This window comes from Marichromatium gracile, from assembly GCF_004343155.1.
Classification (GTDB): Bacteria; Pseudomonadota; Gammaproteobacteria; order Chromatiales; family Chromatiaceae; genus Marichromatium; species Marichromatium gracile.
The window spans coordinates 260,964-284,779 of the sequence record NZ_SMDC01000004.1; the positions used below are offsets into that span (position 1 = coordinate 260,964).

Below are 23,816 nucleotides of genomic sequence, written 5' to 3' on the forward strand. Positions count from 1 at the left end.
CAGGGTCTCACGGCAGACGTCCCTCCCGACGCAGGTGTTGCAACAGAAAGCGTTCACGCAGCAGCCCGCCGGGATCGTCCGGCACCCGCCGCAGCTGGGCATCGAGGGCGCGCTCGCGCTCGTCGCCGAGATCGGCGTCGGGGGCCTCGCGCGCGCCCGCCGCCTCGGTCTCCGCCCCGCGCCCGGTCCCGCCGTCCTCGGCACCGGACTCGGACTCGGACTCGGACTCGGACTCGGACTCGGACTCGGACTCGGACTCGGACTCGGACTCGGACTCGGACTCGGACTCGGACTCGGACTCGGGATCGTCGCCCACCCCGTCATCCCGGGTCGAGGGCGAATCATCGGGGCGCGACGCGGGCGGCTCATCACCGGGCGCGCCGGGCGCCTCGTCCGACGGGTCGCCGGATCGCTCGCCATCGGCCGAACCGTCGTCCCCCGTGTCATCGTCGTCACCGGGCTCATCGGCGTCCTCGGGCGGCGTCCGCTCACGCGCGGTCTCGACCAGTTCGAGGTTGTGACGGGCATCGGCATGGTCCGGGTCGCTCTCGAGCACCCGGCGATAGGCGGCGGCGGCCTCGTCGAGCCGACCGAGCCGGGCGAGCGCGTTGCCCCGGTTGTACTCGGCCTCGACCCCGGGCACCCCGGCGAGCGCCGCCAGCGCCGCGGCCGGATCACCGGCGCGCTGCAACGCGGTGGCGCGCCAGGCCGGGTCGCGAAAACGCTCGGCCGCGCCGGCGGCGTCCCCCGCCGCGAGCGCCCGCGCGCCCTGCTGGTCGGGACGCCACCACAGCCAGTCCCAGCCGTCGGCGCGCGCCGGCGGCGCGGGCCAGACCAGCACCGCCACCACCAGCAGCCAGCCGCGACGAAAGGCCAGCGCCGCCAGCGGCAGCAGCGCGAGCAGCAACCAGGGACCCTGATCGCGCCAGCGCGCCACCAGTTGCTCGTGCTCGCCCGGACTCGGGTCGCCGAGGGCGAGCAGGCGCTCGGTGTCGCGCCCATCGGCGCGCGCCTCCAGATAGCGCCCGCCACCGACCCGGGCGAGGCTGCGCAGCGCCTCCGGGGTGAAGGGGGCGAGGCGCACCGCGCCCTCGGCGTCGGTGGCCAGCCCGCCCTCGGCCAGCGGCAGCGGCGCACCGCCGGGACGGCCCAGCGCCAGCACCGAGAGCCGATGCCCGGCCGCGCGCAACGCGCGCGCCGCGGCCAGCGCCGCCGCCGGGCCGTCGAGGGCATCGGTCAGCAGCACCACCTCGCCGTGGCGCGCCCCGGCGCGATCGAGCAGGGCGCCGGCCTCGGCCAGCGCCAGATCGGTGCGGCGCGGGCCCTCGACCGGCAACAGAGCGGGTTCGAGCAGCGGCACCTGCGCGGCGATGGTGCGCGCATCCGTGGTCAGCGGCGAGACCAGGAAGGGCTCGGCGCCGAACGCGATCAGCGCCACCGCGCCGTCGCGCTGGCCGCGCAGCAGGTCGAGCAGCTCGAAGCGCGCGCGCGCCAGCCGCGAGGGCGCGAGGTCGGCCGCGCCCATGCTCGGCGAGAGATCGAGCAGCAGCACCCGCGACACCCCGCCCTCGAGCAGCGGCTGCGGCGCACGCTGCCAGGTCGGCCCGCTGAGCGCGAGCACCAGCAACACCCCGCCCAGCGCGGCGAGCGCCAGCGGCCAGCGCCGCGTCCCGCCGTGCCCGGGCACGAGCAGCGCCTCGAACAGCTCGGGATCGACCAGCGCACGCCAGCGCCCCGCCCCGCCCTGGGTCCGCGCCGCCGCGACCAACACCGCCAGCAGCGGGATCAGCGCCAACAGCCACCAGGGGCGCAACAGATGGAAATCAGCCATCCTCCGTCCTCCACGCCCCCAGCCGCGCCGCCGCGATCAGCAGCGCCAGCAACAGCGCGCCACCCGCCGGCCAGGGATACAACTCCACCCGCGGGCGCAGCGCGCGCGCCTCGCGCGCCTCGGGCTCGATGCGGTCGATCTCGTCATAGACCGCCTCGAGCGCCTCGCTCGCCCCGGCGACGAAGAAGCGCCCGCCGGTGCGCGCGGCGATCGCCTCCAGGGTCTCGGGGTCGAAGCCGCGCCCCTGGCGCAGCAATCGCAGCCCGAGCCCGCCGAGCCGACCGTCGGCGCCGCCGCCGATCCCGATCACGTGCACCCGCACCCCGGCCTCGGCGGCGAGCGCGGCGGCCTCCAGCGGGGCGATGTGACCGACGGTGTTCTCGCCGTCGGTGAGCAGGATCAGCACCCGCTCGCCCGCAGACGCCTCGCGCAGACGCTTCACCGCCAGCGCGATCGCATCCCCGATCGCCGTCTCCCGCCCGGCCAGACCGACCACGCTCTCGGCGAGCAGGGTCGCCACCGTGGCGCGGTCGAAGGTCAGCGGGGTCTGCAGATAGGCGCGCGAGCCGAACAGGATCAGCCCCAGCCGGTCGCCCTCGCGCCGCTGCGCGAAGTCGCCGGCCAGTTGCTGTACCACCGCCAGACGCGACACCCGACGGCCTGCGAGCAGATAGTCGCGCTCCTCCATGCTGCCGGAGATGTCGACCGCGAGCATCAGGTCGCGCCCGCTGCGCGGCACCCCGAGCGGGTCCCCGACCCACTGCGGACGCGCGCTGGCGAGCACCAGCAGCACCCAGGCGAACAGCGCGAGCCAACGCCAGGGTCGCGCGCCCCCGCCCGCCGGGCCGGCCAGCCCCGCGGGCAGCAGCGTCGGCGGCAGGCGCAGCGCCGCGCCCGGCGCCCGGCGCGCCGGCGGCAACCGCCGCGCGAGCAGCGGCAAGGGCAGTGCGAGCAGCGCCCAGGGCCAGGCCAGGGAGATCATCGTCCGCGCCCCTGGGCGCGGATCCAGCGCTCGACCAACCCGAGTAGCGCCTCGGCGTCGACCGCTGACGCCTCCGGCGGGCGATAAGCCTGCTCGACCAGCGCCCGGCCGATCCCATTGGAGAAGTCCCCCGCGCCGCCCTCGGCATCGAGGAAGGCGAGCCAGTCGGCGCCGGCGAGACCGGCCACCCGCGCCCGGCCATGACGGCTCAGCGCCAGGCGACGCAGCAGGCGCGAGCACCCGGCGGCGAGCGCCCGCGCATCGCCGCCGGCGACGAACCCGGCACGCAGCCGCGCCAGCTCGGCGAGCGCCGCGCGTCGGGGCGCAACGCGCCGCCGGTGGCGCCGCCAGGCCCAAGCGCCCCAGCCGAGCAGCGCCAGCCCGAGCGCGGCGAGCAGCCACCAGCCCGGCGCCGGCGGCCACCAGCCGACCGGCGACGGCGCGTGCCAGTCGCGCAGCCCGGCGAGCGGATCGGCGAGCGGGGTCATCGCCCCCCTCCCGGGCGCAGCCCGAGCCCGCGCGCCAGCGCCGCGGCCGGGTCCTGATCGGTGCGCAGACGCAGCAGGTGGGCACGATGGGCACGCGCCTGCTCGACGATCTGCGCGCGCGCGGCGGCGCGCGCCTCGGCCCAGGCGGCGCGCCGTCGCGACCCGCGCAGGTCGAGCCAGCCGCGGCGCCCGGCGGCGAGCACCGGGTAACGTCCGGGCGGCGGTGGCTCGCACTCGAGGACATCCTCGATCTGCACCCACACCAGCTCGGCACCGCGCCCCAGCCGGGTCAGGCTGGGGTCGCGTCCCGCGCCGAGCCCGGCGAGATCGCTCACCAACACCACCAGCGCGCCGGGACGGACCACCCGATCGAGCCGCGCGAGCGCCGTCTGCAAGGTCATCGCCGTCTCAGCCGAGGTGGCGGCGGGCGCGGCCAGCGACTCGAACAGCGCGAGCAACCCGCGAGCGCGCGCCGCCGGCGGGTGCAGCCGGATGGCATGGTCGTCGAACACCAACCCGCCGACGCGATCGCCCCGCGCCAGCGCCGCCCAGCCGAGCAGCGCGGCGACGCGCGCGGCGATCACCGACTTGAAGGCCACCCGGGTGGCGAAGCGCATCGTCGCGCGCTGGTCGACACAGAGCCACACCGGTCGCTCGCGCTCCTCGCGGAAGCACTTGACGTGCGCCTCACCGGCGCGCGCGGTGACCCGCCAGTCCATGTGACGCGGCTCGTCGCCGGGCTGGTAGGGGCGCGATTCGGCAAACTCCATGCCGCGTCCGCGCAGCCGCGACGGGTGTGCCCCGCCCCGCGCGGCCAGCACCCGCGCGCGCGGAGCGAGATCGAGCCCGCTGGCGCGGGCGCGCAGCCCGACCAGCTCGGCGACCCCGACGGCAAGCGCGCTGGTCTCAGGCACAGCTCACCCGCGCCAGCAGCAGCGCGATGAAGTCGTCCGGGGTGCGCCCCTCGGCCTCGGCCTCGTAGCCGAGCAGCAGACGGTGACGGAGCACGTCGGGGGCGAGGCGACGCACGTCCTCGGGGGAGACGAAGTCGCGTCCCTCCAGCCAGGCCAGCGCGCGCGCGCAGCGCTCCAGCGCCAGGGTGGCGCGCGGGCTGGCGCCGAAGCGCAACCAGCCGTCGAGCGCCGGGTCGTAGTCGGCCGGGGCACGGGTGGCGAGCACCAGATGGAGCAGATAGTCCTCGACCTCGGGGGCGAGATAGAGATCGAGGATGGCGCGCCGCGCCGCAAACACCTGGGCCTGGGTGATCTCGGCGCCGCCCTCGCTCGCGGCGGCGCCCTCGCGCGCCCGGGCGCGGTCGAGGACGAGGATGGCGCGCTCGGTGTCGAGGTCGGGATAGTCGACCCGCACCTGCATCAGGAAGCGATCGAGCTGGGCCTCGGGCAGCGGATAGGTGCCCTCCTGCTCGATCGGGTTCTGGGTGGCCATCACCAGAAACAGCTCCGGCAGCCGGTAGGTCTCGCGCCCGACGGTGATCTGGCGCTCGCCCATCGCCTCGAGCAGCGCCGACTGCACCTTGGCCGGGGCGCGGTTGACCTCGTCGGCGAGCAGCAGGTTGTGGAACAGCGGCCCGCGATCGAAGCGGAAGCTGCCGTCGTGGGGTCGATAGATCTCGGTGCCGGTGAGGTCGGCGGGCAACAGGTCCGGGGTGAACTGGACGCGGTGGAAGTCGCCCTCGATCCCCTCGGCCAGGGCCTTGACCGCGCTGGTCTTGGCCACCCCGGGCGGACCCTCGACGAGCAGATGGCCATCGGCGAGCAAGGCCACCAGCAGCCGCTCGACCAGGGCGCGCTGACCGAGGATGCGCGCCGAGAGCCGCACCCGCAGCGCGGCGAAGACCGCCTGTAGATCGCTCATCGGATCAGCTGCCGACACGGCGTACCTCCTCGTTATCAAAAGCGTCTGACTCGATCCGTTCGAGCAGCTCATGCGGGCTGCTCAGCGGCGCCCCGGCACCGGCCGCGTGCAGCCGCGTCGGGTCGGTATAGCCCCAGCCGACGGCGACGAAGCCGGTACCGGCGGCGCGCGCCGCCTCCAGATCGCGCAGCTCGTCGCCGACATAGAGCATGCGCGCCGGGCGCAGCCGCTCGCGCGCGGCAAGCCGACGCAGCGCGCGCGACTTGCCGAACAGCGCCGCGCCGCCGACGACGAAATCGAGATGGGGCAACGGGTAGCGCGCGAGATAGGCCGCCAGGCTCTCGCTGGCGTTGGAGGAGAGCACGCCGAGACGCAACCCGCGCGCGGCCAGCGCCTCCAGGGTCTCGGTCCAGCCCGGGACCGGCGGGGTGGCGAGCAGACCGGCGCGCATCTCGCGGCGCATCCGCGCGACGAAGCCCGGCACCCGGTAGGCCGGGATGCCCAGCGTCTGGACGATCTCGCGCGCGTGCAGCCCGCGCAACCGTTCGACGGCGGCGCGATCGAGCCCGGCGCAGCCGAACGCCGGGCCGACCCGGGCGAGCGCCTCGAGGGCCGCCTCGGTGCTGTCGACCAGGGTGCCGTCGAAGTCGAAACAGAGACAGTCGAACATAGGGTCAGGGGTCCATGAGGGTCGGGGTCAAGCACGATCGCCCGGACCGGGCGGGCGCGACCCTGGGGGACGGGACCGCCCGGCGCCGGGGAGAGACGCGACGTCCTCCCGACGCCGCGCGCAACAGGCTACTACAGGGTGGCGCCGAGCTGCACCAGGATCTCCGAGTCGCGCGGCAGCACCTCGACCTCGGCCTTGGAGGCGAGCAGCTGCTCGGTCTCCATCACCTCGAGCACCGTATCGAGCACCTCGGGGTCGCGTTCGGCGATGGCGTTGAGCGCCTCGCCGACGATCGCCGGGCGGGTGGCGGCGGCCTCGGCCATCTGTTGCGAGACCTTGTAGGCGGTCTGGCTCTGGATCAGGCCGACGCGGTTCTCGCCGTCCTGCTTCATCGCGCTGGTGACCTGGATCAGCCGCTTGACCACCTTGTCGGTGATGTTGTCGACCATCTGCCGGTCGGTGAAGGCGACCTTGCGGATATAGACCGAGCCGAGCCGGTAGCCCCAGCGCTCGGAGAGCGGCGAGACCTCGGCGCGCACCCGACGGCTGAGCTGGTGACGGTCCTCGAGCATCTTGTCCATCTCCAGATTGCTCAGGGTGGAGACGGCGGCACTGGCGACATTGGCCTGCAGCGAGCCCTCGGGGTTGGCGTTGTTGAACAGATAGGCGATGGGGTCGCTCACCTGCATCTCGTACCACAGCCCCACGCCCATCGGCGTGCCCTCCTCGGAGTTGACCATCTGGTCGCGCAGATAGTGCTGGCGCAGCGCGGTGGAGACCTTGTAGCGCTTGCCGAAGAAGGGCAGCAGCAGGGCGCGCAGCCCGAAGTGGGCGAGCGGGAAGCGCAGCCCGGGCTCGTCGAGGGTACCGATGACCTTGCCGAACAGGGTGAAGACCTGGGCCTCGCGCTCGCGCACCACGGCATAGAGCCCGAGGCTGCGGGCGATGGCGAGCAGCACCGGGATATAGATGAGACCGATGACGAAGGCGATGGTGGAACCGATCATGTTGTCCATGGCGTCTCTCCCCTCAGCGCTCGAGCCCGGTGGTGCGGACGATGCGCGAGGCGCGCCCGAGCAGCGGCACGCGCAGGTTGCGGATATAGGCGCGCAGCGCCTCGGTGCCGCCGCTCGACTTGATTCGCGACAGCGTCTCGGCCAGCTCGCGCAGCGGCGCGACCTCGGCCTGGGCGTTGTTGCGCGCGATCTCCACCGCGCGCTTGCTCATGGTGATCTGCTGCTCGGCGTCGGCGCGCGCCGTGGAGATATCGGCGGCGACCTGGTTGCGAGTGGAGTTGATCGCCGAGAGCGCGCGGTCGACCTCGCTCGGCGGGTCGATCTGGGTGATCAGCGCGGCATCGAGCTCGATGCCGTAGCGCGCCCCGGTCGAGCGGCACTGCTGCTCCATGTAGTCGTTGAGCAGCGGCAGGTTCTTGCGCAGGTCGTTGATCGAGACGCCCTCGGAGAGTTCGGCGGCCGCTTCGCCCTGCGCCAGCTCGCCCTCGCCGACCAGACCCTCGCCCTTGGGGTCGACGAAGTTGGCGATGCGCTCGCGCAGCACCGAGATGAAGTAACCCATGACGTGCTCGAGCGGGCTGTCGACGCCGAAGCAGTAGGCATAGAGGTTGGATTCGGCGACGCGGAAGCGGATCTGACCGCCGACCCCGGTGGTGAGGTTGTCCTTGGTGACCGCCTCGACCATCACCTGATCCTTGGTCGGGTCCCAGGTCAGGTCGATGGCCTGGGTGACCACGCTGACCTTGTGCACCTCCTGCCACGGCCACTTGAAGTAGGGGCCGCCGGGGCCGATCACCCGCACCTGCGGGAAGCGGTAGCGTTGCTGTTCCTCGGCGTCGAGCGCCGGGTCCTCGACCATCAGCTCGCCGAGTCGCTCGACGCGACCGAAGCTGGTGATCAGCGCGCGCTCGTCCGGGCTCACGGTGTAGAAGGCGCGCACGAACACCTTGAACACCACGAACGCCAGCACGCCGAGCATGAATGCCGTCAGATACATGGCAGCTTGACCTCTCTAGCGGAGGGCGGCGCATCCGCGCCGCCTGGGGGACGCGCCCCGCCGACGGGGGCGGGGCGCGGGCGGAGACGGGAAGAAGGGCCGCGCATCAGGGCGTGCGCTCGCGCGCGGCGCGAGCGATGGCGATGGCGTTGCCGATGGCGGTACGGGCATGCGGGCTGGCGCGCCAGCAGGGGGCGTGGAGCATGTCGGCGATCAGCCCGACCAGGGGCTCGATCTGCTGCCCAGCGAGGGTGTCGAGATCCTCGATGCCGAGCTGTTCGAGCCGCGCGATCACCCGCGGCCCGATCTGATGACCGCCGAGCAGCAGGGCGCGCTCGGCACTGGAAAACGGCATCGATCCCTCCCCGCGCCGGTGCCGACCGGCGCTCAGTCGCCCTTGAAACCCACCCGCTGGTGGCTGCCGTCGCAGAAGGGCTTGTTGGCCGAGGCCCCGCAGCGACACAGATAGGCCTTGTCGCCGCGCCAGGCCGCGCGCGCGCTGGCGGCGCGGATCACCAGGTTGCCCTCGAGCTCGAGCGGCCCGTCGGGCAGCGCTCGCACCGCCAGCGGCCCGTCGGCGGCGAAGGTGCCGCGCCCCTGCTCGCCGACGGCGCCATAGTCCTCGAAGCCGGCGGCACGGTGGCTGTTGTCGCAGAACGGCTTGTTGGCCGAGGCCCCGCAACGACACAGCGCCACCCGGCGGCTGGTGCCGGCGTGCTCGGGCGCCTCACCGGCGCCCTCCAGCGCCAGCTCACCGTGACAGTACAGGGGGCCATTGTAGACCACCACCGCCGCGTTCTCGCCGGGAGCGGGCTCGGGACCGCCGGTCTTGTCGACATAGCTCAGCGCGCCGCTCGGACAGCGCTCGACGATCTCGCGCACCCGTTCGCGCTCGGTGACATCGGGATCGCACCAGGGATCGCGCCCGGAGACGAACAGCTCGCCCTTGGCACGGACGCACTCGCCGATATGGATACACAGACGCTCGTCCCAGTAGACATCGATCTCCTCGCCCGGGAAGTGGTGGATGCTGCTGTCACTCATCAAATGGACTCCTTGTGGTCTCTGTGGGTTGCCCGCCCACGGCGGACGGTGGCTGCCTGGAGAGACCAACCGGCGGCTCGGGGCGCAACCGGTCGGCGCGAGGCACGGCCCCGCATCGCCCCGACAGCGCCGGGGCACGCGCAGCGCCAAAAACAGCACCACGCGCGTGTTTTTCTAATGGGGCCCAGCACCGATCATGCAACGTGCGGAGGTGAACTTCGTCACACCCCTGGCGTCTCACCGAGCATGGCGGACCGCCCTCGCCCGCCATCCGTCCCCGTCGTCACGCACGGCCCGCGCGCCGTCATCCACACGGAGTCGAGAACATGCCCAGTCAAGCCGTCCGATCGCATCAGACCACGCCCGCGCCGGCGCCCACGGTCAGCCGGGTCGACATCGGCGAGCCGCTCGACTGGCTCGCTACCGGTGTCAGGCGCTTCGCCGAGGCACCCGCGGCGAGTCTGCTCTACGGCGCGCTCTTCGTGCTCGCCTGCTGGGGCGCGCTGGCGCTGACCTGGACCCTGCCCTGGTTCACCATCGCCTTCCTCACCGGATTGCTGCTGCTCGGCCCCTTCCTCGCCGCCGGGCTCTATGTCGCCGCACGCCAGCTCGAGGCCGACGAGCCGGTGGCCATCCACGACAGCCTGGCGCTGATCTGGGCGCGGCGTACCAATCTGGGGCTGTTCGTGCTCTTCCTCGGGCTGATCGCCGCGGCCTGGGTGCGCTTCTCGGCGCTGCTGTTCGCGATCAAGTTCAACACCCTCTCGCCCTCGTCCGACAGCATCACCGGCCTGCTGGCCGGGCACTTCGATCCGGTGGTCACGCTGTTCTTCCTCGGCATCGGGCTGCTGCTGGCCGTGGCGGTGTTCGTCACCAGCGCCGTCTCCATCCCGATGATCCTCGATCGCGACGTCGGCCCGCTCACCGCCATCCACACCAGTCTGCGCGCCTGCCGCCAGAACTGGCCGGCGATGACGCTGTGGGCCGCGATGATCGTCGCCCTCACCGGCTTCGGCATCCTCACCCTGTTCATCGGGCTGGTGGTGATCTTCCCGGTACTCGGCTATGCCACCTGGGAGAGCTATCGGCGGATGGTCGCCTGAGCCCCCGCCCCGCCACCGCTCGGCGGGGCGCGGCCCAGGCCACAAGGACCCCAACCCCGCGCCGCCCGACGGCGCATCTCACCGCACCATGGAGGATGCAACCATGCGTCAACGTCCGAACCTCACCCATGTCGTACTCTACGGCGCCCTGCTCGCCCTGGTCACCAGTCTCGGCGCCCGCGCCGAGACCAGCGCCAGCGGCGTGGTCGAGCGTGTCTGGGACGACGGCTTCCTGCTCGACACCGGCAGCGAGCGACTCGACGTCGAACTCGACAGCCTGCGCGCCCTGGGCATCACCCCGGGGACCCGGGTGACCATCGCCGGCGACTACGACGATGACGACCACGACGACCACGACGACCACGACGACGATGATGACGACGACGGTCGCGACTTCCGCGCCCGCCGCGTGACCATCGACTGAGTGAATCGGCTGTCAGCGTCTCGCTGACAGCTTCCAGTCGCCAGTCGCCAGCCGCCAGCAAGAGGGTCGGCGCTGACGGCTTGCTCGTCGGTTGGACTGCCCATCGGACCACGGAGCGGGACGGGCAATCCAGCAGCCAGCAGGAGAAGCCAGGCGCTGGAAGCTGGCGGCTGACAACTGGCGCCCATTTGCCTCAGCCCTTTCGTACCGTCTAGACTGTTCTACAATCGTCCAGACCGGTGATCCATCCATGCCCGAAACCCAAGCCCCCAAGCCGTCGCTGCGCGAGCGCGTGCTCGATGCCGCCGAGACCGTGGTGATGCGCGATGGCGCCGCGCGACTGACGCTCGACGCGGTGATCGCCGAGGCCGGCGCCAGCAAGGGCGGGATGCTCTATCACTTCAGGAGCAAGGAGGCGCTGCTCGAGGGGCTGGTCGAGCGTACCCTGGCACGCGACGAGGCCGACATCGGCGCGCTGCGCGACACCCTCCCGCCCGATCAGCCCAACCGCGAGGGCCGCGCCCGGCTCATCGCCTCGCTCGCCCCCTGTCCGGTCTCGCCCGAGCTCGGCATCGCGGTGATCGCCGCCTCCGCGCACCATCGCGAGCTGCTCGCGCCGATCCGCACACACGTCACCGAGACGCTCGACGCGCTCGGCGCGCTGGAGGACGAGATCCCGAACGCCCGGCTGCTCTATCTGGCGATGGCCGGGCTCTACATGTTCGACGTCTTCGGCATCTCGCCGCTCGACCCCGACGAGGCCGACGCGCTGCGCGCCCAGGCCCGGCGCATCCTCGACGATCACGGAGCCCTTCGATGACCGCCCTATCCCCCCGTCCGTCACTGCTGCTCGCCGCCCTGATCGCGCTGCTCGGCGGCGCGCTCGGCGGCTGTGACCGCGCCGCTGCCGAGTCCGACACGACCACCAGCGCGCCGACCTCGCAACCGGTGCGGCTGTTCACCGTCGATACCGCGCCGAGATCCGAGCTGCGCCGCTTCCCGGCCACCATCGAGGCCTCGCAGACCTCGGCCGTCTCCTTCCAGGTGCCGGGCAAGCTCGAACGCTTCCCCATCCGCGAGGGCGAGACCATCGGCGCCGGCGAGACGATCGCCGCGCTCGACGCCACCGACTATGCGCTCGCGCTGCGCGAGGCCAGGGTCCAGGCCGATCTCGCGCGCAAGGAGCTCAAGCGCAAGCAGGCGCTCAGCGAGCGCGGCCATCTCGCCGAGAACGCCCTCGACGACGCCCGCGCCACCGCCGACCTCGCCCAGGTGCGGCTCGAACAGGCGGCGCAGAACCTCGCCTACACCGAGCTGGAGGCGCCCTTCGACGCGCTGCTTGCCGAGCGTCTGGTCGATCGCTTCGTCAACGTCCGCGCCGGCGAGCCGATCGCGCTGCTGCAGGACATCTCGGTGCTCACCGTCGAGGTCGACGTGCCCGAGCGGCTGATGGCGCGGGTACGGCGCGAGCAGGTCGGCGCCATCACCGCCGAGCTCTCGGCCTGGCCGGGGCGCAGCTTCCCGCTGAGCATCCGCGAGTTCGCCACCGAGCCCGACCCGCGCACCCGCACCTACACCATCACCCTGTTCATGACCAACCCCGACGACATCCAGGTGCTGCCGGGGATGACCGCCACCGTCAGCGCCGAGATCCTCACCACCGCCGAGGGCACGATCGAGGTGCCGATCGGCGCGCTCGACGCCGATGCCGCCGGCGACTTCCGCGTCTGGGTCTACGACCCCGAGCGCGGTCAGGTGCAGCCGCGCGCCGTCGCGGTCGCCACCCTCGACGGCAGCCACGCGCGCATCCTCTCGGGGCTGGCCGAGGGCGAGCGCATCGTCGCCGCCGGGGTCGGCTTCCTCAGCGCCGGTCAGCGGGTGCGCCCGCTCGACGACACCGCCCAGTAGCATCGGGAACCCCTACCCATGGACATCGCTCGCGCCGCCATCGACAAGCCGGTCAACACCTGGCTGCTGATCCTCATCTGTCTGCTCGGGGGACTCTGGGCCCTGTTCAGCCTGGGACGGCTGGAGGACCCCGAGTTCACCATCAAGCAGGCGATCATCACCACCAGCTATCCCGGCGCCTCCGCACTCGAGGTCGAGCAGGAGGTGACCGACCAGCTCGAGATCGCCCTCCAGCGCCTGCCCCAGATCAAGGAGATCCGCTCGCGCTCCGAGCCCGGGCGCTCGCTGATCGATGTCGAGATCCTCGAGCAGTACGACTCCAGCCAGCTGCCGCAGATCTGGGACGAGCTGCGGCGCAAGGTCCGCGACGCCAGCGCCGCCCTGCCCCCGGGGGCAGGCACCCCGCACGTCAACGACGACTTCGGCGACGTCTACGGGCTTTACTACGCGCTCAGCGCCCCGGACTACAGCCAGGCCGAGCTGCGCGACTTCGCCCGCACCCTGCGCCAGGAGCTGTTGCGGATACCGGGCGTGGCCAAGGTGGCGATCAGCGGGCTGCGCGCCGAGCGCATCTTCGTCGAGCCGCCGCAGTCGGTGCTCACCCAGCTCGGCATCGCCCCGACGCTGATCGCCAACGCCATCTCGGTGCAGAACGCGGTGGTCGAGAGCGGCGCGCTGCGGGTCGAGGACCGCTCGGTGCGCCTCGCCCCTTCGGGCACCTTCGACTCGGTCGCGCGCATCGAGGCGCTGCCGCTCGGCGGCCCCGGGGCGAGCAGCGAGCACGCCAGCCTGCGGCTCGGCGACATCGCCCGGGTGAGCCGCGGCGAGGAGGAGATCCCGACCCTGCTGGTGCGCCACAACGGTCGCCCGGCGGTGGCCATCGGCGTCTCGGCGCAGAGCGGCACCAACATCGTCGAGGTCGGCGCGACGGTCGAGGCGCGAATCCACGCGCTGCTCGAGACCCTGCCGCTCGGCGTCACCATCGATCCGATCTACCAGCAGCACCGAGTGGTCGATGAGGCGGTCAACGGTTTTCTCGTCAACCTCGCAAGCTCGGTGGCGATCGTCATCCTGGTGCTCTGTCTGGCGATGGGCTGGCGCGGCGGGCTGGTGGTCGGCGGGGTGCTGCTGCTCACCGTGCTCGGCACCCTGCTGCTGATGAAGATCGGCGGCATCACCATGCAGCGCGTCTCGCTCGGCGCGCTGATCATCGCCATGGGCATGCTGGTCGACAACGCCATCGTCATCGCCGAGGGGATGATGGTGCGGATGCGGCGCGGGCTGGGGGCGCTGGAGGCGGCGCAGCAGATCACCAACCAGACCAAGTGGCCGCTGCTGGCGGCGACGGTGATCGGCATCCTCGCCTTCTCCGGGATCGGGCTGTCGAACGACTCGACCGGGGAGTACACCTTCTCGCTGTTCGCGGTGATCGCCATCTCGCTGCTGCTGAGCTGGGTGCTGGCGGTGACGGTGGCCCCGTTGTTCGGCAGCTATCTGTTCCGCAGCGCCGCCGAGCGCCGCGACGAGGAGGAGGCCGGCGGCGTCCTGCTCGGCGGCTATCGCGGGCTGGTGCACCTGGCGCTGCGCCACCGGCTGACCACGGTGGCGGCGCTGGTCGGCTCGACCCTGGCGGCGGTGATCGGCTTCGGCGCCGTGCCCCAGTCCTTCTTCCCCGACAGCGCCACGCCGCTCTTCTATGTCGACGTGTGGCACGAACAGGGCACCGACATCCGCGCCACCGCCGCCGACATGGCCGAACTCGGCAACGCGCTCGGCCAGCTCGACGGGGTCACGGACGTCACCAGCTTCAGCGGCTCGGGCGCCGACCGGCTGATGCTGGTCTATGCCCCGGAGCTGCCCAACAGCGCCTATGGCCAGTGCATCGTGCGCGTCACCGACGCCGCGCGCATCCCCGAGATCGCCGCGCGCGTGCGCCAGTGGATCGGCGAGCACCAGCCCCAGGTCAAGGGCTGGACCAGCCGCATCCGCCTCGGCCCCGGAGGCGGCGCCAAGATCGAGGCGCGCTTCTCCGGTCCCGACAACGCCACCCTGCGCGCGCTCGCCGCCGAGGCCGAGCGCATCTTCCGCGACCACGGCCTGATCAACGTGCGCCACGACTGGCGCCAGTACCGCCCGCTGATCGTCCCCCGGCTGGCCGAGGAGCGCGCCACCGCCGCCGGGGTGAGCCGCGCCGACATCGCCGATACCCTGGCGATGGTCACCGAGGGGCGCACCGTCGGGCTCTATCGCGAGGGCGATCGGCTGATCCCGATCGTGATGCGCGCCCCCGATGACGAGCGCAACGGCAACACCGACCTGCGCGACCGTCGCGTCTGGTCGGCCACCGCCGGCGCCTACATCCCCATGACCGAGGTCATCGACCGCTTCGAGACCGGCACCGAGGACGGGCTGATCCGCCGGCTCGACAAGGCACGCACCATCACCGCTCAGGCCGACCCCGCCTACGGCGCCAACACCGACGCGGCGCTCGCGCAGGTGCGCGGCGCGGTCGAGGCGATCGCGCTGCCGCCGGGCTACCGGCTCGAGTGGGGCGGCGAGTACGAGGACTCCAGCGACGCCCAGGCCGCGCTCGCGCGCAGCGTCCCGCTCGGCTTCCTGGCGATGGTGCTGATCACCGTGGCGCTGTTCGGCCGGGTGCGCCAGCCGCTGATCATCTGGCTGTGCGTGCCGATGGCGATCACCGGCGTCACCGCCGCACTGCTCGCCACCGGACAGTCGTTCGGCTTCATGGCCCTGCTCGGCTTCCTCAGCCTCTCGGGCATGCTGATCAAGAACGCCATCGTCCTGGTCGACGAGATCGACCTGCGCATCGCCGACGGCCACCACCGCCACGACGCCATCGTCGCCGCCAGCGTCAGCCGTTTCACCCCGGTGATGCTCGCCGCCGGCACCACCATCCTCGGCATGATCCCGCTGCTCTTCGACGTCTTCTTCGCCTCCATGGCCGTCACCATCATGGGCGGACTGGCATTCGCCACCGCCCTCACCCTGATCGCGGTGCCGGTGTTCTATGCCGGATTCTTCAAGGTGAGCGAGGATGAGGCGCGGACGGGGTGAGCCGGGCGGGTGCGGTGGTTCGGGGTCGGCGGGACGAGAGGTTTGTCGGGCAGACGCGCGGCCTGACCAGGCGGCATCGGCAAGTCAGACGCCCAGGCGACTCACGCCGCCCTGCCCGCCTGCCCAAACAGCGCCCTGGCGCGTCCGAGCCCGCGCAGATAGCGACACTCGCGACGCGCAGCAAGCGCCGCCAACCGCTCAGGCGCGCCGATCGCGACACCAAACCCCTTGAGCAGGAAACCCGCGTGCTCGACGAAACGCTCCGGCGCGATGCCGAGCCGGGTGAGGACGTCCAGCAGATCCGCCGGGATCGAGCCGCGCTTGCGCGGATGCAGAGCACGGCCAAGCGAATCGACCAGGGTCAGATAATCGTCGAAGGTGAAAGGAATCGCCGCAGGGACCTCGGCGGGATTGCCGAAGGGCAACAGCGGCGCGGACGGCAGGCGATTCAGCGCGGTCTCCCAAAGATTATCGCTACGCGAGTCTGAAGGAGAGTCGATGGCCTTGGTCTCGGGCGATGTGGTCACACGGACCGACGGCGATGCCTCGCCCGTCTCGACAAGCGCTTCACCAGACGCACACGCATCGTCAGCCCGCAAGGCGGCGATCCGCGCCGCAATCCCGGTATGCGCACTCTCCTCCGGCATCTCCGCGATCCCCGCCCGAATCGGGTTGAGATCGACATAGGCCATCACCGCCAACAGCGCCGTCTCGTCGAGGATCGCCTGCGAGCGAAAGCGTCCCTCCCAGAACCGTCCCCGCACCCCATCCTCCCGATTCGCCGCCCGCGCGATCGACTCGTTCAGTATCCGCATGAACCAGGAGAGATCCGCCAGCCGCGCCCGGTAGGTCGCGACCAAGCCAGCGACCACCTCCAGCTCCGCCTCGGTCATCCCCGCCCGCGTCGCAGGCGACAGGAACCGCTCCACCACCACCGGCCCCCGGAACAGACACCGCCAGCGCCGCAGCACCTCGGTATCCGACCACCCCGCCGCCCGATCGGCATCGACCCTCACCACCAGATGTACGTGATTGCTCATCACCGCATAAGCCGCGACATCGATCGCGAACACCCCGGCGAGCTGACGCAACCGCAACTCCACCCAGCCGCGCCGATGCTCGAAGCTCCGTCCGCTCAACCGATCAAAGCCACAGAGATACGCCCGGCTGACGTGTCGGTTCTTCACCTTCGGCCGGGCCGTGCCCCTTCCTCGGGCCGTAACCAATGCCTCCCGGGTTCCGCGCAATAGACATCCGCACATGCTTCGGGTCTACGACTCCGGGGAACCGATCGGCCACTTGCGCTGACGCGACCGCTCGTCTTGCCTTCCCGCTCACCCAACGCGGTCAGCGTTCCCAACCTTGATTTCGGAGCTCCATACCGAGCCTATGCATGCCCCTGTCAACGCTTAACCGCTGCCCTCGCGGACAGTCCGGCCCATGACTCGGGGTCCCGGCGGTTCGCTACACCTTTCCGGGGAGAGGGCTTTCACCTCCAATCTCTTGCCGGCTTTTCCCGGCGCTCTGGATGTTCTGTAACTTCTTCCTTAAAATTCTTCAAATCTGATTTTTATTCGATTAATACAAAATGTTTTTTATTCAATTTTCCGGGAAAACGCAGTGAAGCAAAATCCTAAGTTCATTAATTTCACGGTCGCGGTCTGGCCTACATCCAAATTCTCGAGGAATGGTGTTCAGCAAAGCACAAAATGGCACAAGCCCACTTTCTGTTAATTCCGGATAATCCTCGCAAGCTCTAGCAACACTCCATGCAACTTGGCGCGGCCTGCCATCTAACTCTATTTCATTTAATATTCGATGCCTTCTCCCAAGAGCAATCTCAATAAAGCTTATTCTTGATTCCTTGATTCCCCACCCAGGCAAATTAAGTAGCAAATCCCTCACCCTCTCAACTGTTTGAGGCTTAAAAAAACCACCTTCAAAGTCATTCGTAAAACCTTCCTTTTTATTTAACTCTACACCCACTTTAAAACAAAAAAAACTGACTGATTCCGGCGTGATAGCCCAGCCCCCAAGGTCTGTCTGAGTGTCATTACTGAAACGGGTAACCCCAACGATTTCGCCTGTCCCCATATTAATTAAAGGACCACCACTAAAGCCGCACTCTATTCTCCCTTGCTTTAGCTTAATTAGCTCTAAATCAACTTCTTTTTTTGCGTATTTTATTGTTGTAAAACCCTCAACGCGAGCCGTAAACTCATCAAACTCTGGCCTATGATCACGAACCGGAAAGCCAATACCAAGAACCAGCGCGTCACGCCGCGGCCTATTGCCAAATACTGCATTGACAGATTTGACCTTAAAATCTTCGAGCAAAGCCAAATCTAAATCTCTCTCAAGATGGCGCAAAATCGATGTGCGTAAAACCCCATCCCAAAGACGAACTTCAACGCTATCATTAATCTTAATATCAGGATTTAAAACATGTGCACATGTTAAAATCCAGCCAGGAGAAACAGCAAAGCCACAGCCGATACTTCTTCCTGCTACAAGCACGCACTCTTTACGCAACTTAACGACTATCTGCTCAACCAAACTACTATCCACTAGCGCATCTCCTTACATGTCAATTCTACTTAGATTGTATACGGTAACTGTCAAGGTAGATGTCGCCTCTCATGAGGCTTGTTATGCAGCTTCGCCCTCTGGGCATCTGTCATCGTCCTCGCGCGCCGGGTTGAGTGTCACGCTGGCAACGAGTGTCCAGTTGCGGGTCGCGCGCCTCCAGCGCCTGCCTCGGGTTGGCGTCGAGGACTCATTGCACCGCCCGCTCCGCTTCTCCACGACGCTCTCGCCCGCGCAGGAAGTCCTTGTGGTAGCACTGCGTGAGACGCGGTTGCTGCCGCTCGACGATCTGTTGGTGGTGACCCGTGAGTTCATCCATCCCAAGGCCTCGCGCTCGGCACTCGATCACTGCTTGCGCCGCTACGGCGTCTCCAACCTCAAGGCCCTGATCCCACAGGAGGCCGACGCAGCAAAACGTCCGGTCAAGTCGTTCAAGGACGACGAACCGGGGGTCGTCCATGTCGACGTCAAGTCTCTGCCCCAGATGCCCGATGAGGACCGGCGCCGCTATCTCTTCGCCGCCATCGACCGCGCTACCCGCTGGGTCTATGTCGAGATCCTCGACGACAAGTCAGCAGCCTCGGCCAGTGGCTTTCTCGAGCGCTTGATCGCCAAGGCCCCGTTCGCCAGGGCTATCGCATCAAGTACCCCCAATATTCCATTTCGCTAATATTGATTATAATTCAAAGCGATAGGGAGGTCGGCACTCGTTGCTCAAGACGAGGCTTTGCCGAGGGCTCGCTTCTTGGCGCCATGATCAAGACGAAGTCTCGCTCCAGTTGTGGATCTTGTCTTGCACAGTCCGAAACCTTTCGTGGGAATAACGACGGGGTTTCGATGCAAGATGGCAACAATAGACTGATATCAAAAGATATTGGCGCCTTATAATATTGGAGATCCTTGATGCGATAGCCCTGCCCCGTTCGCCCTCTCCAAGATCCTCACCGACAACGGTAAGGCGTTCACCGATCGTTTCTGCGTCACCGGTGAGCGTGCCCCGACCGGACTGCATCGCTTCGATCAGGTCTGTGTCCAGCACGCCATCGAGCATCGTCTGATCAAACCCAGAATCCCACAGACCAACGGCCTGGTCGAGCGCTTCAACGGACGCATCGCCGAGGTGTTGGCCACCACACGCTTCGACTCCGCCCTGAGTCTGGAGCAAACCATCACCCGCTATGTCCAGGGCTACAACCAGTGCATCCCCCTAGAAAGCGCTCGGGCACATCGCCCCGATTCAAGCGCTCAAGGAATGGGCGCAGAAACGGGCCTGAGTTATTCAATAAGTGGGTTTACAATCTTAGGGGACTTGACATTTAGGATCTCTTTTTCTCGGAAAGCACAAGCCTAAAGCCTCTATCTGAGAATGAGTTCACAAAACCATGCTTATTACGAGAGGTAGTGCGCACATTTATTTGATGCTCCATAAAAGACCCCCCCCGCAAAGCACGCAGAGAGGGGCTGCCAACTGAAACATCCTCAGGGTCATCATAAGAGTTTATACACCACTCCCAAACATTACCACTACAATCAAATAACCCGTAAGGCGAAACGTTTTTCAGATAAAACCCCACAGCAACAGTCTCACCCAAGCTAAGAGTTCCTTTTCCATCAAAAGACTCATTAATATTTGCACTACCACATTCATATTTATCGCCCCACGGAAAATTCAGACCATCGACCCCACGAGCAGATTTCTCCCATTCGTATTCAGTTGGAAGCCTAACCTCTTCTTTATCACCAATGACCCCATTCAACTTAAAACGATTAGTCAGCCAAGCACAATAAGCCATAGCCTCAATCCATGCCACCATAACACGCGGACGATTAGGCTGCTCCCATACCGAAGGAGCTGACAAAAAATCATACCCCCCCCCACCATTTTGGGTCTGCATAGTCCTTAGATTCAAGAAATAGTGAATACTGAGCATTTGTCACTGGATATTGTGCGATTTTATAGAAACCAGTTTCACGTATTTCTTTTTCTTGCCAAACAAATCGTCCTGCCGGTATGTCCTTCCAAACTATATTAGGCAAGCCATCACGAACACCAACTCCTTCACGGCAATCTCCAAGCGCCGCCAATAAATCCCCAAGGCGGAGTCGTCGCCAATGCCAATCGATATCTAATCCTTTCTCAAGACCTTTAACTATAGCTGTGATTCCAGAGCGCAACCAATCAGCGACCTCGTTTTTTTCTTTAGCGATTTTAGAACCAAGTAACTGGATAACTTCCGCACTTCGGCTCTCCGCAGTAAGCGTACGCAAAAGCGCCACAAGATCATCATTTGATTTTTTTTCGCAAAAAGCATGCAAAGTTAGATCAAATAATTCTCTCTCGTTGTCTCGCGCAAGAAAATGTGCAACGTTAGAATTGCGCGCGATACAATCCCAAATAAAAGCGCTCTCAAACTCTTTGCGTATTTCAACGATAATATCTTTTTTATAAAGTCTTCTATCCGGACGTCCCTCAGAATCCCAAACGTCCGCATCAAATTCAACTTGAGGCCTTCTCATTATCCCTATGCGACTATCGTTAATCCATTTACTTAAAGCAGGCCAAGCATTAAAAAGGGCTTCGTGAGCAACCTCAACCGTAGCATCATAAGCGCAACCAATCTCAACAGCATCTTTTTCTGGCAAATCAAAACCAACCCCTTCGTTAGACTTAACCAAAAGACGCACATCTTTATCTGCCAGAGCATCAATTAAGCAAATAGCATCAGGGTCTTCTTTCCAGAAGTCTAATTTTTCACGCAATTTTGCTGGTGGACCTTTATGTTGAATCGCTAACAACCTTGAAAATATTCTAGGAAGCACTTCTTCACTAGAAACTCCAGATTTTTTAACCGCATTTTCAGCATACTTCTTGACATAAAAATCTAACCCCTCCTCGTAATCCTTAGAAGTTATTTTTCCAGAATCTTTGCACTTTCCATAGAGGTCTTTAAGGACAAAAGCTAAAATAGCAAGCCCGCCAACATGTCCACCAGCGTCACTAACGAGCTTGTCAACTAGTTCTTCTTCTATTTCAATTGGATTTGAGAGTCGAACCTTTGATATTGGGTATTTTATTATTTCAACCATAGCAGCCGCCCCCGGAAGACCAAGCGTAAAAATCGCGCCCCCATTTATTTCCTTAATCAGCAAATCATGCGACAAACAATTGCCCAAAAAATCTGAACGCACTGTTGCAACCACATTAAAACGATCGTTTGCAATAGCAGCAGCCAAAAATTCATCGATAAAATATTTAGCCAAACCAGGCTCAATGCTAGTAAACAACTCTTCAAATTGGTCTAAAATCAAAAGCCACCTTGATTCTTTGGGGCGTTCACATAAAACATTTCTAATTAAAACTGAAAAAAAAGACAGGTCCTGACGCAACGCATCCGCCTCTTCATAAGGATAATTGAAACCCGGTACATCTTTAAGGCTTGCCACCAATGATTTAAATGGATCCCTGTCATTGCAAGCAGGCGTCATTGAAGTGATAACCCATTTGCTCGACCCCGCAATAGGTTCATTTTCTAAAATACTAAGCTTTGCCCATACTCCAGCGTGAACCAAAGAAGACTTCCCAGCTCCTGAAGCACCAGCAACCAAAATCAATCTATTTTTATTTAGCTTTATCTTCTCAACTAAATCCCTAACCTCCTTTTTCCGCCCAAAAAAAATCGAAGATTGAGAATTCATTAGCGGCTTCATTCCAGGATAAGGATCGTGAAACCACTCAGGATTATCTAAAAAATCACACCTTAGCTTTTTCTCGAAAAATAATATTGAATCACTTAATTTTTTATCAAAAATTCCATCATTATCGCGAACACCAATCAACAAAGAGCAAAGCGGAGAAACATTGTATGGCGTGGGTTGAGGAAAGTCTTCGCAGTTACTCACTAAATCCCAAGCAACATCTCTAGCCGTACCACCCCAGCGCACCCTTTCTATTACAGGATGTTTTTTTCCGAGTGCTTTCTGAGCAAATCTTAGTCGCCACTCTCTCTGCCCCCATTCCGGCAAGCTTAGAAGCAATTTTTCCAACCCCACAAGCACATCATGCTCTATTTCCATTACCACAACCTATTTGTTATGCCACGTGTGATCATATTCACCGTCGAAGCGATCATTTGTTCCGAGCCCGCGAGGCTCTTGAGCTTTTGATTTACGAAGCCACCGCTCGCGCAACAGTCCACAGCTCGGGAACCTGATCGTCGATGGAGATCTATTTGCATAAGAATGCCCGCACCACCCCGGCGATTCGTCGTGAAGTGCAGGCCTCGACGTTGCCGACCAAGGTCTTGGCCGCGCAGTACAACCTCTCGCCCCTAACGGTACGCAAGTGGCGTCGAGGATGCCTCGCACCGACTCTCGACGACGCTCTCGCCGGCGCAGGAAGTTCTTGTGGTAGCGCTGCGTGAAACGCTATTGCTGCTGCTCAATGACCTGTTGGTGGTGACCCGTGAGTTCATCCATCCCCAAGGCCTCGCGCTCGGCGCTCGATCGCTGCTTGCGCCGCCACGGCGTCTCCAACCTAAGAGGCTCTATCAAAAAGCCGTTCGCGTTGTCAGAGGCGTCGAGATCACGCACACATTGACGGAGGATAGCCATGGCCAAGCCGTTGCTGCCCGATGACCTGTGGGCCGAAATCGAACCCTTGCTGCCGGCGCCCAAGCCGCGCCGATATCGCTACCCCGGTCGTAAGCCGATCGACAATCGTCGGGCGCTGACCGGGATCCTGTTCGTGCTCAAGAGCGGGATCCCGTGGGAGATGTTGCCGCAGGAGATGGGGTGTGGCTCTGGGATGACCTGCTGGCGTCGGCTGCGCGAGTGGCAGCAGGCCGGGGTGTGGGAGGCGATCCACCACAAGCTGCTCGAACGGCTTGAGGCCAGCGATCGCATCGACTGGTCGCGAGCGTTGGTCGACAGCGCCTCGATCCGCGCCGTCGGCGGCGGTGAGTGCACCGGCCCCAACCCGACCGATCGCGCTCGCCCGGGAAGCAAGCATCATCTGATCACCGACGCCCGGGGCATTCCGCTGCATGCCGTGCTCACTGGCGCCAGCGCCCACGATGTCACGCAACTCATCGCCCTGGTCGACGGCATCGCGCCCGTGCGCAGCGGACGGCGCGGTCGCCCCCGCCATCGACCCGAACGCGTGCAGGGCGACCGCGCCTATGACTCCAAGGCTCACCGTGCAGCGCTGCGCACGCGCAACATCCAACCGCAGCTCGCACGACGCAACACCCCACACGGCAGCGGGCTGGGAACGACCCGTTGGGTCGTCGAACGCTCGCTGGCGTGGTTGCATCAGTTCCGTCGACTGCGGGTGCGCTTCGAGCGCCGGGCCGATATTCACGAGGCGTTTCTCTTCCTGGGACTCGCACTCATTTGCTGGAATGCCTTGGAGTGGGCGTAGGGCTTTTTGATAGAGCCTCTAAAGACCCTGATCCTGCAGGAGGCCGACGCCGCGAAGCGCCCGGTCAAGTCGTTCAAGTACTACGAACCGGGGTTCGTCTGTCAACTCCCCCTTTTTAGAGGCTCTATCAAAAAGCCGTTCGCGTTGTCAGAGGCGTCGAGATCACGCACACATTGACGGAGGATAGCCATGGCCAAGCCGTTGCTGCCCGATGACCTGTGGACCGAAATCGAACCCTTGCTGCCGGCGCCCAAGCCACGCCGATATCGCTACCCCGGTCGTAAGCCGATCGACAATCGTCGGGCGCTGACCGGGATCCTGTTCGTGCTCAAGAGCGGGATCCCGTGGGAGATGTTGCCGCAGGAGATGGGTTGTGGCTCTGGGATGACCTGCTG

At 65.7% G+C, this 23,816-nt stretch carries 21 protein-coding genes and 3 pseudogenes; 10 read left to right on the top strand and 14 right to left on the bottom strand.

Going from position 1 to position 23,816, the window contains the following annotated elements:
- Positions 1-7: 7 nt before the first annotated feature.
- The 10 genes from EDC29_RS08730 to EDC29_RS08775 form a co-directional block, all read right to left on the bottom strand.
- Positions 8-1,831: a VWA domain-containing protein gene (locus EDC29_RS08730; protein WP_132229455.1), complete on the bottom strand. Its 1,824-nt coding sequence runs from the start codon at positions 1,829-1,831 to the stop codon at positions 8-10.
- Entirely contained in the window at positions 1,824-2,813 is a 990-nt protein-coding gene (locus EDC29_RS08735) for a VWA domain-containing protein (protein ID WP_132229457.1), read from the bottom strand. The genes EDC29_RS08730 and EDC29_RS08735 overlap by 8 nt, the downstream gene beginning before the upstream one ends.
- Positions 2,810-3,301, bottom strand: coding sequence for a DUF4381 domain-containing protein (locus tag EDC29_RS08740; RefSeq protein ID WP_132229459.1), 492 nt, complete (start codon positions 3,299-3,301; stop codon positions 2,810-2,812). Before EDC29_RS08740 ends, EDC29_RS08735 begins: the two co-directional genes overlap by 4 nt.
- Positions 3,298-4,215 (bottom strand): DUF58 domain-containing protein, encoded by a 918-nt coding sequence (locus EDC29_RS08745; RefSeq protein ID WP_132229461.1) that lies wholly within the window; start codon positions 4,213-4,215, stop codon positions 3,298-3,300. Before EDC29_RS08745 ends, EDC29_RS08740 begins: the two co-directional genes overlap by 4 nt.
- Positions 4,208-5,176, bottom strand: coding sequence for an AAA family ATPase (locus EDC29_RS08750; protein ID WP_132229463.1), 969 nt, complete (start codon positions 5,174-5,176; stop codon positions 4,208-4,210). The genes EDC29_RS08745 and EDC29_RS08750 overlap by 8 nt, the downstream gene beginning before the upstream one ends.
- A 4-nt stretch (positions 5,177-5,180) precedes the next feature.
- Positions 5,181-5,846: an HAD family hydrolase gene (locus EDC29_RS08755; protein WP_132229465.1), complete on the bottom strand. Its 666-nt coding sequence runs from the start codon at positions 5,844-5,846 to the stop codon at positions 5,181-5,183.
- Positions 5,847-5,977: 131 nt separating this feature from the next.
- Positions 5,978-6,862 carry an SPFH domain-containing protein gene (locus tag EDC29_RS08760; protein WP_062271288.1) on the bottom strand — a complete coding sequence of 295 codons (885 nt, stop codon included), beginning with the start codon at positions 6,860-6,862 and terminating at the stop codon, positions 5,978-5,980.
- A 13-nt stretch (positions 6,863-6,875) separates the two neighbouring features.
- Entirely contained in the window at positions 6,876-7,859 is a 984-nt protein-coding gene (locus EDC29_RS08765) for an SPFH domain-containing protein (protein WP_062271290.1), read from the bottom strand.
- 106 nt (positions 7,860-7,965) lie between these two features.
- On the bottom strand, positions 7,966-8,214 hold the full coding sequence (locus EDC29_RS08770) for a helix-hairpin-helix domain-containing protein (protein ID WP_123141775.1): 249 nt from the start codon (positions 8,212-8,214) through the stop codon (positions 7,966-7,968).
- A gap of 32 nt (positions 8,215-8,246) precedes the next feature.
- A complete protein-coding gene (locus EDC29_RS08775) occupies positions 8,247-8,903 on the bottom strand; it encodes a CDGSH iron-sulfur domain-containing protein (RefSeq protein WP_132229467.1) in 657 nt (218 codons plus the stop codon).
- Positions 8,904-9,229: 326 nt separating this feature from the next.
- Between EDC29_RS08775 and EDC29_RS08780 the strand changes: the two genes are divergently transcribed.
- The 5 genes from EDC29_RS08780 (at position 9,230) to EDC29_RS08800 (ending at position 15,416) form a co-directional block, all read left to right on the top strand.
- Positions 9,230-10,006 (top strand): DUF2189 domain-containing protein, encoded by a 777-nt coding sequence (locus EDC29_RS08780; RefSeq protein WP_132229469.1) that lies wholly within the window; start codon positions 9,230-9,232, stop codon positions 10,004-10,006.
- A 103-nt stretch (positions 10,007-10,109) separates the two neighbouring features.
- Positions 10,110-10,430: a hypothetical protein gene (locus tag EDC29_RS08785; protein ID WP_132229471.1), complete on the top strand. Its 321-nt coding sequence runs from the start codon at positions 10,110-10,112 to the stop codon at positions 10,428-10,430.
- A gap of 250 nt (positions 10,431-10,680) precedes the next feature.
- Positions 10,681-11,250, top strand: a complete 570-nt coding sequence (locus EDC29_RS08790; RefSeq protein WP_132229473.1) for a TetR/AcrR family transcriptional regulator — start codon at positions 10,681-10,683, stop codon at positions 11,248-11,250.
- Positions 11,247-12,338, top strand: coding sequence for an efflux RND transporter periplasmic adaptor subunit (locus EDC29_RS08795; RefSeq protein WP_132229475.1), 1,092 nt, complete (start codon positions 11,247-11,249; stop codon positions 12,336-12,338). The genes EDC29_RS08790 and EDC29_RS08795 overlap by 4 nt, the downstream gene beginning before the upstream one ends.
- A gap of 18 nt (positions 12,339-12,356) precedes the next feature.
- Entirely contained in the window at positions 12,357-15,416 is a 3,060-nt protein-coding gene (locus tag EDC29_RS08800) for an efflux RND transporter permease subunit (RefSeq protein WP_132229477.1), read from the top strand.
- Positions 15,417-15,517: 101 nt separating this feature from the next.
- Here the strand turns inward: EDC29_RS08800 and EDC29_RS08805 are convergent, their stop codons facing one another.
- Positions 15,518-16,507 (bottom strand): transposase, encoded by a 990-nt coding sequence (locus tag EDC29_RS08805; protein ID WP_420870455.1) that lies wholly within the window; start codon positions 16,505-16,507, stop codon positions 15,518-15,520.
- Between the two features lie 508 nt (positions 16,508-17,015).
- The gene (locus EDC29_RS08810) at positions 17,016-17,984 is read right to left on the bottom strand and encodes a trypsin-like peptidase domain-containing protein (RefSeq protein ID WP_132229479.1); all 969 of its coding nucleotides are present in this window, start codon (positions 17,982-17,984) and stop codon (positions 17,016-17,018) included.
- A gap of 235 nt (positions 17,985-18,219) precedes the next feature.
- On the opposite strand from EDC29_RS08810, the pseudogene EDC29_RS08815 reads away from it, so the two are divergent.
- Positions 18,220-18,624: pseudogene (locus EDC29_RS08815) on the top strand (transposase family protein); the annotation flags it as partial.
- A 294-nt stretch (positions 18,625-18,918) separates the two neighbouring features.
- A pseudogene (locus EDC29_RS08820) lies at positions 18,919-19,322 on the top strand (integrase core domain-containing protein); the annotation flags it as partial.
- Here the strand turns inward: EDC29_RS08820 and EDC29_RS08825 are convergent.
- Both EDC29_RS08825 and EDC29_RS08830 read right to left on the bottom strand, forming a co-directional pair.
- Positions 19,319-19,897 (bottom strand): formylglycine-generating enzyme family protein, encoded by a 579-nt coding sequence (locus EDC29_RS08825; RefSeq protein WP_165913472.1) that lies wholly within the window; start codon positions 19,895-19,897, stop codon positions 19,319-19,321. The pseudogene EDC29_RS08820 and the gene EDC29_RS08825 overlap by 4 nt on opposite strands.
- The gene (locus EDC29_RS08830; RefSeq protein WP_132229482.1) at positions 19,866-22,076 is read right to left on the bottom strand and encodes an nSTAND1 domain-containing NTPase; all 2,211 of its coding nucleotides are present in this window, start codon (positions 22,074-22,076) and stop codon (positions 19,866-19,868) included. Before EDC29_RS08830 ends, EDC29_RS08825 begins: the two co-directional genes overlap by 32 nt.
- Before the next feature lie 143 nt (positions 22,077-22,219).
- Here EDC29_RS08830 and EDC29_RS17500 point away from each other — a divergent pair.
- The 3 genes and pseudogenes from EDC29_RS17500 to EDC29_RS08845 form a co-directional block, all read left to right on the top strand.
- Positions 22,220-22,539: pseudogene (locus EDC29_RS17500) on the top strand (IS481 family transposase); the annotation flags it as partial.
- A gap of 72 nt (positions 22,540-22,611) precedes the next feature.
- The gene (locus tag EDC29_RS08840) at positions 22,612-23,421 is read left to right on the top strand and encodes an IS5 family transposase (RefSeq protein ID WP_132229484.1); all 810 of its coding nucleotides are present in this window, start codon (positions 22,612-22,614) and stop codon (positions 23,419-23,421) included.
- A gap of 189 nt (positions 23,422-23,610) precedes the next feature.
- Positions 23,611-23,816, top strand: a 206-nt coding sequence (locus EDC29_RS08845; protein ID WP_132229486.1) for a transposase, incomplete at its 3' end; no start/stop codon positions are given.

Excerpts from the sequence above, each read along its gene's own strand:
- EDC29_RS08755 (WP_132229465.1), bottom strand. The coding sequence starts at position 5,846 with ATGTTCGACTGTCTCTGTTTCGACTTCGACGGCACCCTGGTCGACAGC.
- EDC29_RS08765 (WP_062271290.1), bottom strand. The coding sequence starts at position 7,859 with ATGTATCTGACGGCATTCATGCTCGGCGTGCTGGCGTTCGTGGTGTTC.
- EDC29_RS08825 (WP_165913472.1), bottom strand. The coding sequence starts at position 19,897 with ATGCAGACCCAAAATGGTGGGGGGGGGTATGATTTTTTGTCAGCTCCT.
- EDC29_RS08780 (WP_132229469.1), top strand. The coding sequence starts at position 9,230 with ATGCCCAGTCAAGCCGTCCGATCGCATCAGACCACGCCCGCGCCGGCG.
- EDC29_RS08750 (WP_132229463.1), bottom strand. The coding sequence starts at position 5,176 with ATGAGCGATCTACAGGCGGTCTTCGCCGCGCTGCGGGTGCGGCTCTCG.
- EDC29_RS08770 (WP_123141775.1), bottom strand. The coding sequence starts at position 8,214 with ATGCCGTTTTCCAGTGCCGAGCGCGCCCTGCTGCTCGGCGGTCATCAG.
- EDC29_RS08735 (WP_132229457.1), bottom strand. The coding sequence starts at position 2,813 with ATGATCTCCCTGGCCTGGCCCTGGGCGCTGCTCGCACTGCCCTTGCCG.
- EDC29_RS08740 (WP_132229459.1), bottom strand. The coding sequence starts at position 3,301 with ATGACCCCGCTCGCCGATCCGCTCGCCGGGCTGCGCGACTGGCACGCG.
- EDC29_RS08830 (WP_132229482.1), bottom strand. The coding sequence starts at position 22,076 with ATGGAAATAGAGCATGATGTGCTTGTGGGGTTGGAAAAATTGCTTCTA.
- EDC29_RS08730 (WP_132229455.1), bottom strand. The coding sequence starts at position 1,831 with ATGGCTGATTTCCATCTGTTGCGCCCCTGGTGGCTGTTGGCGCTGATC.
- EDC29_RS08760 (WP_062271288.1), bottom strand. The coding sequence starts at position 6,862 with ATGGACAACATGATCGGTTCCACCATCGCCTTCGTCATCGGTCTCATC.
- EDC29_RS08800 (WP_132229477.1), top strand. The coding sequence starts at position 12,357 with ATGGACATCGCTCGCGCCGCCATCGACAAGCCGGTCAACACCTGGCTG.
- EDC29_RS08785 (WP_132229471.1), top strand. The coding sequence starts at position 10,110 with ATGCGTCAACGTCCGAACCTCACCCATGTCGTACTCTACGGCGCCCTG.
- EDC29_RS08795 (WP_132229475.1), top strand. The coding sequence starts at position 11,247 with ATGACCGCCCTATCCCCCCGTCCGTCACTGCTGCTCGCCGCCCTGATC.
- EDC29_RS08790 (WP_132229473.1), top strand. The coding sequence starts at position 10,681 with ATGCCCGAAACCCAAGCCCCCAAGCCGTCGCTGCGCGAGCGCGTGCTC.
- EDC29_RS08775 (WP_132229467.1), bottom strand. The coding sequence starts at position 8,903 with ATGAGTGACAGCAGCATCCACCACTTCCCGGGCGAGGAGATCGATGTC.
- EDC29_RS08840 (WP_132229484.1), top strand. The coding sequence starts at position 22,612 with ATGGCCAAGCCGTTGCTGCCCGATGACCTGTGGGCCGAAATCGAACCC.